At 44.7% G+C, this 6,380-nt stretch carries 4 protein-coding genes; 2 read left to right on the top strand and 2 right to left on the bottom strand.

Going from position 1 to position 6,380, the window contains the following annotated elements; translation table 11 throughout:
- The first annotated feature begins 118 nt into the window (after positions 1-118).
- Both VIN08_RS26585 and VIN08_RS26580 read left to right on the top strand, forming a co-directional pair.
- Positions 119-3,664 carry a VCBS repeat-containing protein gene (locus VIN08_RS26585; RefSeq protein WP_331972268.1) on the top strand — a complete coding sequence of 1,182 codons (3,546 nt, stop codon included), beginning with the start codon at positions 119-121 and terminating at the stop codon, positions 3,662-3,664.
- Positions 3,665-3,791: 127 nt separating this feature from the next.
- Entirely contained in the window at positions 3,792-5,711 is a 1,920-nt protein-coding gene (locus tag VIN08_RS26580) for a tetratricopeptide repeat-containing sensor histidine kinase (protein WP_331972265.1), read from the top strand.
- Here the strand turns inward: VIN08_RS26580 and VIN08_RS26575 are convergent.
- Both VIN08_RS26575 and VIN08_RS26570 read right to left on the bottom strand, forming a co-directional pair.
- The gene (locus VIN08_RS26575) at positions 5,708-6,109 is read right to left on the bottom strand and encodes a hypothetical protein (protein ID WP_331972262.1); all 402 of its coding nucleotides are present in this window, start codon (positions 6,107-6,109) and stop codon (positions 5,708-5,710) included. The genes VIN08_RS26580 and VIN08_RS26575 overlap by 4 nt on opposite strands.
- A 68-nt stretch (positions 6,110-6,177) precedes the next feature.
- A partial coding sequence (locus tag VIN08_RS26570; protein WP_331972259.1) for a RagB/SusD family nutrient uptake outer membrane protein occupies positions 6,178-6,380 on the bottom strand: 203 nt, incomplete at its 5' end.

The following is a 6,380-nucleotide window of genomic DNA, read 5'->3' as shown; positions in this document are numbered from 1 at the left end:
CAATCTCCCAATCCTCCAATACCAGCAACCTCGCCTTTACCCCTACAGCCGTTATATATAATTCCAAAAGCATCGCAGTGATGGATAAGGGTTGTAACTTAGGGTAAATCTATACTGTATGCCCATATATAGTGCTCCCGGTTCTGTTTTGAACAATGCAGGTAATCTCGTTCGATATATAGTTTGTATAGTAAGTATATGGCTGCTTGCGCAGTGCGCACCCGAACGCAAACAACAGACGTTGTTGGAATTACTGCCTCCGGAACGTACGGGTATAGATTTTGTGAATCAGCTTTATGATGATGAAAACCTGAACATTATCACCTTCGAATATTTTTATAACGGGGCCGGTGTTGGTATACTCGATGTGAACAACGATGGTTTGAAAGATATATTCTTCGCAGCCAATATGTCGAGCAATCGCCTATATCTGAATAAAGGTAATTTGACGTTTGAGGAAATTACCAAACCTGCCGGATTGGCTACATTGGGTAAATGGGCAACCGGGGTATCTATCGTGGATATTAACCAGGATGGCTGGCAGGATATATATGTATGCTATGCCGGGCCATTTGAAAAACCGGCACTGCTCGCCAACGAACTATATATCAATAATCACGATAATACCTTTACAGAAAAAGCTCATGCATACGGCCTGGATGATACAGGAAATTCTGTGCAGGCCGCGTTCTTTGACTACGATCGCGATGGCGACCAGGATGTATATATACTCACTAACACCACCGATGAAACAGGACCCAACGTTATCCGCCCGAAGCGATTGCATGGAGAGATGATCAATACCGATCGCTTATACAGGAACAACGGTAATTATACCTTTACCAATGTTTCGAAAGAAGCGGGAATCACTATAGAAGGCTATGGGTTAGGGGTAGCGATACAGGATGTTAACGAGGATGGATGGCCCGATGTTTTTGTATCGAACGATTACCTGTCGAACGACTTGCTCTATATCAATAATCACGATGGAACGTTTACCGATCGTGCCGGTATATATTTTGGCCACACCAGTTACTCGGCCATGGGCAATGATATAGCAGACTATAATAACGATGGATTGGCAGACATTATAGAAGTAGATATGCTGCCGCACAGCAACAAGCGGCAGAAGCTGATGTTCGGCTCCACGAACTACGATCGTTACCGTTCAGAAGTACGGTATGGGTATACGCCGCAGTATATGCGTAATACCTTGCAATTGAATGGTGGTAAAGATGAAAGTGGTCGTACCATCTTTAGTGAAGTAGGTCAACTGGCAGGTGTGGAGGCGACCGACTGGAGCTGGAGTCCGCTGTTTATGGATGTGGATAACGATGGCTGGCGCGATCTGCTCATCACCAATGGTTATCCGCGCGATATAACCAATCGTGATTTTGTGAGTTACCGCATGCAGGAATTTATACACGATGGCTATAATGAATCAGCCAAAAAGAAATGGCTCAAGGCAATCAACAGCCTGGAAGGTGCACACTTCCCGGTATTTGGTTTTAAGAATAAAGGTGACCTTACTTTTTCAGATCAATCTATAGCGTGGGGGCTAGCTACTCCGGTATATTCTACCGGTGCTGCCTATGCAGACCTGGATAACGATGGTGACCTGGACTATATTACCAGTAACATTAACGGACCTGCATGTTTGTACGAAAATCATGCGAATACTTTATCGAACAATCATTATCTGCGGCTACGGCTTCAGGGACCGACCGGGAATGTGGAGGGACATGGCGTGCGTGTTGTACTATATACAGGCAAAGATTCATTGCAGTCTGTAGAGCATTCTCCTTATCGGGGGTATCAATCAACGATGGAATCGGAAATTCACTTTGGGCTCGGCAAGAAATCAACGATCGATTCACTGATTATATACTGGCCTGATGGCAAACAACAACGTATAAAAAATATACCAGCCAACCAGGTGCTACCGGTAAAATATGTTGAGGCTACTATATTTTCCACTATTGATCATGCATCAGAATCCAAACTATTCTCGCAGGCTGATAATACAGGTATAGTATATAAACACCAGGAAACCGAGTATGTGGATTTTAAGATCGAACCTTTGGTGCCGCACAAGTTTTCGGAAGACGGACCGGGTATGGCGGTGGGCGATATAAATGGAGATGGCCTGGATGATCTCTTTGTGGGAGGAGCATTTCGCCAATCAGGAAAGTTTTTTATACAACAACGCAATGGCACATTTCAATCCAAACTGCTTACACAACAGGAGAAATTTGAAGAAGATCTTGGTGTATTATTATTCGATGCGGATGGCGATAAAGATAACGACCTGTATATAGTGAGTGGAGGCAATGAGTTTGAAACAGAGTCTCCGTATTACCAGGACAGGCTATATTTCAACGATGGTAAAGGTAATTTTCGTTATGAAGCTGCAGCACTGCCGGTGTTTCGCGGCACGGGTTCGTGTGTTATAGCAGCCGATTATGATCGCGATGGTGATCTCGATCTGTTTATAGGTGGTCGTCATCGGCCTCATCATTATCCGGAACCGGGGCAAAGCTATATTTTGCAAAATGATCATGGTAAATTTACGGATGTTACGGATCGCCTAGCACCCGGCCTTCGAAATATAGGGATGGTAACCAGTGCTCTCTGGACGGATGTTGATAGTGATAACCAGCTCGATCTGTTAGTGGCAGGAGAGTGGATGCCCATCACAATCTTCCGCAACGATAAAGGTATATTTCAGAAGCCTGCTCCAATTCCGCAATCAACAGGCTGGTGGAACAGTATACAAGGTGGCGACTTCGATGAAGATGGCGATACTGACTATATATTGGGTAACCTGGGACTGAACTCGCGTTATAAAACATCCATAGAAAACCCAGTAAGTATATATGCCGATGATTTTAATGACGATGGTGTGCGCGAAGCGTTGCTGGCATACTATATAGAAGGTATAAATCGTCCGGCTCATCCGCGCGATGATCTGTTTCAGCAGATTGTTTCGTTCAAGAAAAGGTATCCTAGTTATAAAGTATACTCAACCGAAACGATGGATAGCCTTATCCTGAAAACAAAACACACTCCTGCTGTTACACAGGCCAGTACTTTCAGTAGCAGTTACCTGGAGAATAAAGGAAATGCAGGATGGGAACTTAAACCACTTCCGCTACTCGCGCAGGTAAGCCCGGTATATGGTATAACTACGGGCGACTATAACAACGATGGTCATCTCGATGCTATACTGAGCAGTAATTCCGATGCTGCCGATGTTCTCACCGGTCGTTATGATGCCGGCAAAGGATTGGTATTGATGGGTGATGGAAGTGGTAGATTGTCACCAATTACGTTACAGAAAAGCGGAGTATTGATTGAAGGTGCTGCACGGAGTATAGTAACGCTTGCCGGAAGTGATAATCGGTGGTGGTTAGTGGCCGCGCAAAACAACGATTCACTTCGTGTGCTGGTACATAGCAAGGATATAGGCTATGTAATATCTGCCGAGCCGGACGATATATATGCGACTGTGGTATATGCGGATGGCCGAAAAGTAAGGATCGAGTTTTACTATGGTTGCGGTTATCTTTCGCAATCATCGCGTAAAGAATTGGTTTCAGGTAAGCCAGTGCAGGTTGAGATTGTAAAGTCCGACGGAACCACGCGGGCGGTTCCGATGCAGTAATATGACACGAATGAAATCACCCGAAATAAACCATTAGCCCTCCGATGTAATGTATACTCTTATTTCAACTGTAGAATAAACGCATTGTTCTCTAAGTTTGAGCTTGATTTAACGTATCAGGCAGAACATGCGGGTATTGCTGACTATAGGGGTATTGATGCTTTTGATAATAACGCAGACTGGTGCACAGTCTCCTGCGCAATTAGTGCAAAAGCTGAAGGAACCGGCACACGATACTACCCGCGTTAATCAATACTACTCGCTCTCGAAATACTACTGGTATCGCAATGCCGACAGCGCCATTTTGATGGCTGATAAAGCGCTGGAGCTTGCCAAAGCTATTAACTTTAAAAGAGGTATAGCACACGCGTATCTTACCAAGGGCGTAGCGCTTGTTTCCAAAGGCAATTTTCCGGAAGCACTAAACTGCCACCTGCAGGCACTGCGCATCAGCGAAGAACTTCACATAAACGGACTTAGTGGAAACAACTATAACAACATTGGTATAGTATATTCCAGCATGGGCAATACCGGAAAGGCGATCGAGAATTTTGAGAAATCGCTGAAGCTGCTGCGGCCCTACGGACCGGCCGCTATATTTCCGTTGCTGGTGAATATAGCTGATATGCATACCCGCAGCAAGGTATACGATAAAGCACTGGACTATAGTCGTGATGCCTATCAGATCGCTGTCAACGCCCATGATTCATCCGGTATGGCGATAACACTATTCAATATCGGGGAGATAAACGAATTGATGGGCCATTATGATGAGGCTGTGAAATACCTGAATGAATCGCTGGTACTATCACAAACATTAGGCGACCGAGAAGGTATATCCTTTAGCTATAATTCACTCGCGAAGGTATATACAGGCAAAAAAGAGTATAGCAGAAGTATATATTATGCACAGCAAAGCCTGAAGAACTCTGAACCGGATGGTAACAAGGAATTGATTGTAAATGCTTGCCATGTACTTTACGAAGCCTATGAACGAACCGGTGATGCGGAGCATGCGCTATATTATCGTAACCGCGAGATCGCGATGAAGGAAGATCTGTTCAGTATAGAGAAAGAACGTCAGGCCAATAACCTGCAGGCAGAGCACGACCTTGAACGGAAGCAGCACCAGATCGAATTACTGGAAAAAGATAAGGCCTTGCAGCAAAAAGAAATTGTTCGGGAGAAGTTTATGCTCCGAACGTATGTAGCCGGTGTTATCATTCTCGCGATCGTAATTATATACCTGATCATCTCCAACGTGCGTTGGAAGAAATTCAACGAATTACTAAAGGAACGGAATGCGATGGTGATCTCGCAAAAGCAGAAGATCGATGAGCAGAATACACACCTGGAGAAACTGAATGCTATTAAGAACAGACTTATATCCATTATCAGTCACGATTTCAGAAGTCCGCTTCATTCCCTGCAAAGTCTTGTGGAGTTAATGAAGGAAGGTACACTGACCAATGAAGAGATTGTATTGATGAGCGACCTGGTAGGAGAGAAGCTCAATGTAACTGTGCAACTGGTAGAGAATATGTTACACTGGGCCAAGAGCCAGATGGATGGCGCTACGTTACAAACCGAGCGCTTTGATCTAAGACAAGTGGTAGAAGAGAATGTGCGCCTGGTAAAAGGACAGGCTGATACCAAACAGGTAACGGTATCCAACGCAGTAACATCGCCTGCACTGGCATATGCAGATAAGGCTACTGTTGATATAGTATTGCGCAATCTGATGAACAATGCTATAAAGTTTTCGCGCGCAGGCGACCAGTTGTTGCTCTCTGTAGCAGAGCATGACGAGCAGTATATCAGGATAACCGTAAAAGATACCGGCAGAGGTATACCGTTCGAAAAACAATCGCAGCTCTTTAACGGCACTGCCGGATTTACTACTCCGGGCACATCCAACGAGAAGGGTACTGGCCTTGGTCTTACGTTGTGTAAAGAATTGGTAGAGAAAAACGGAGGTGAGATCTGGTTTGAAAGCGAACCCGGTAAAGGAAGCTCCTTTATGTTTACGATACCCCGCGCAGCCTAATCTTCTTTTACCCGCGACAAATAGCGGATCTCATAACGATCCTGGTTCTTTTCATGAAAGATCGGAAGCTTGGCTCTTTGCACCACCAATTGATGCTGATCAACTTTTAAAACCGTAAGTCTTTCCACCACGTTGTTATTGTTATCACGATATACCAGTGTATCCTGGTGCCACTCGTAAAATACATAACGAAACTCTTTATCGAGCGTCATGCGCAAACGTCCATCGGGTTGAAAGTGATAGAGTATCTCCGGGTCACTTCCGTAAGTAACCATGTCAAAACCGTTGTGGTAATTATATACTGAGTCAACTTTCCAGGTGGCTAACAGATCGTGTTTATCTTTCTTGGTGCAGGCAACGGCAAGCAGTATATATACTATAGCAAGCCTGATTTTCATAAAAGAACAGATTGGTATAAAACATCAGCGCAGGTACATAGGCCTGCGCTGATGGTAAATGAATTCTGTTAATAATTTTCGTTCTGGATCAACACCCCGTTGCTCAAGTCGATCTCACGTTGTGGCAACGGATAGTAGTAATGTTTCGGACGCACAAATGTACGGGCAGGTTTGAAAGGTCCGCGCGCTATAGCATAGTGTGCTACTATATCAATAAGACCGGCCTTGTCCCAGCGCATCAGATCCTGGTGGCGATCATTTTCGCCAGCCA

Origin of the sequence: Ohtaekwangia sp. (genome assembly GCF_036568665.1) — a bacterium.
Lineage (GTDB): Bacteria > Bacteroidota > Bacteroidia > Cytophagales > Cyclobacteriaceae > Ohtaekwangia.
Note: the sequence above shows the minus strand (reverse complement) of the source record. Positions and strands in the feature narration are given on the sequence as shown.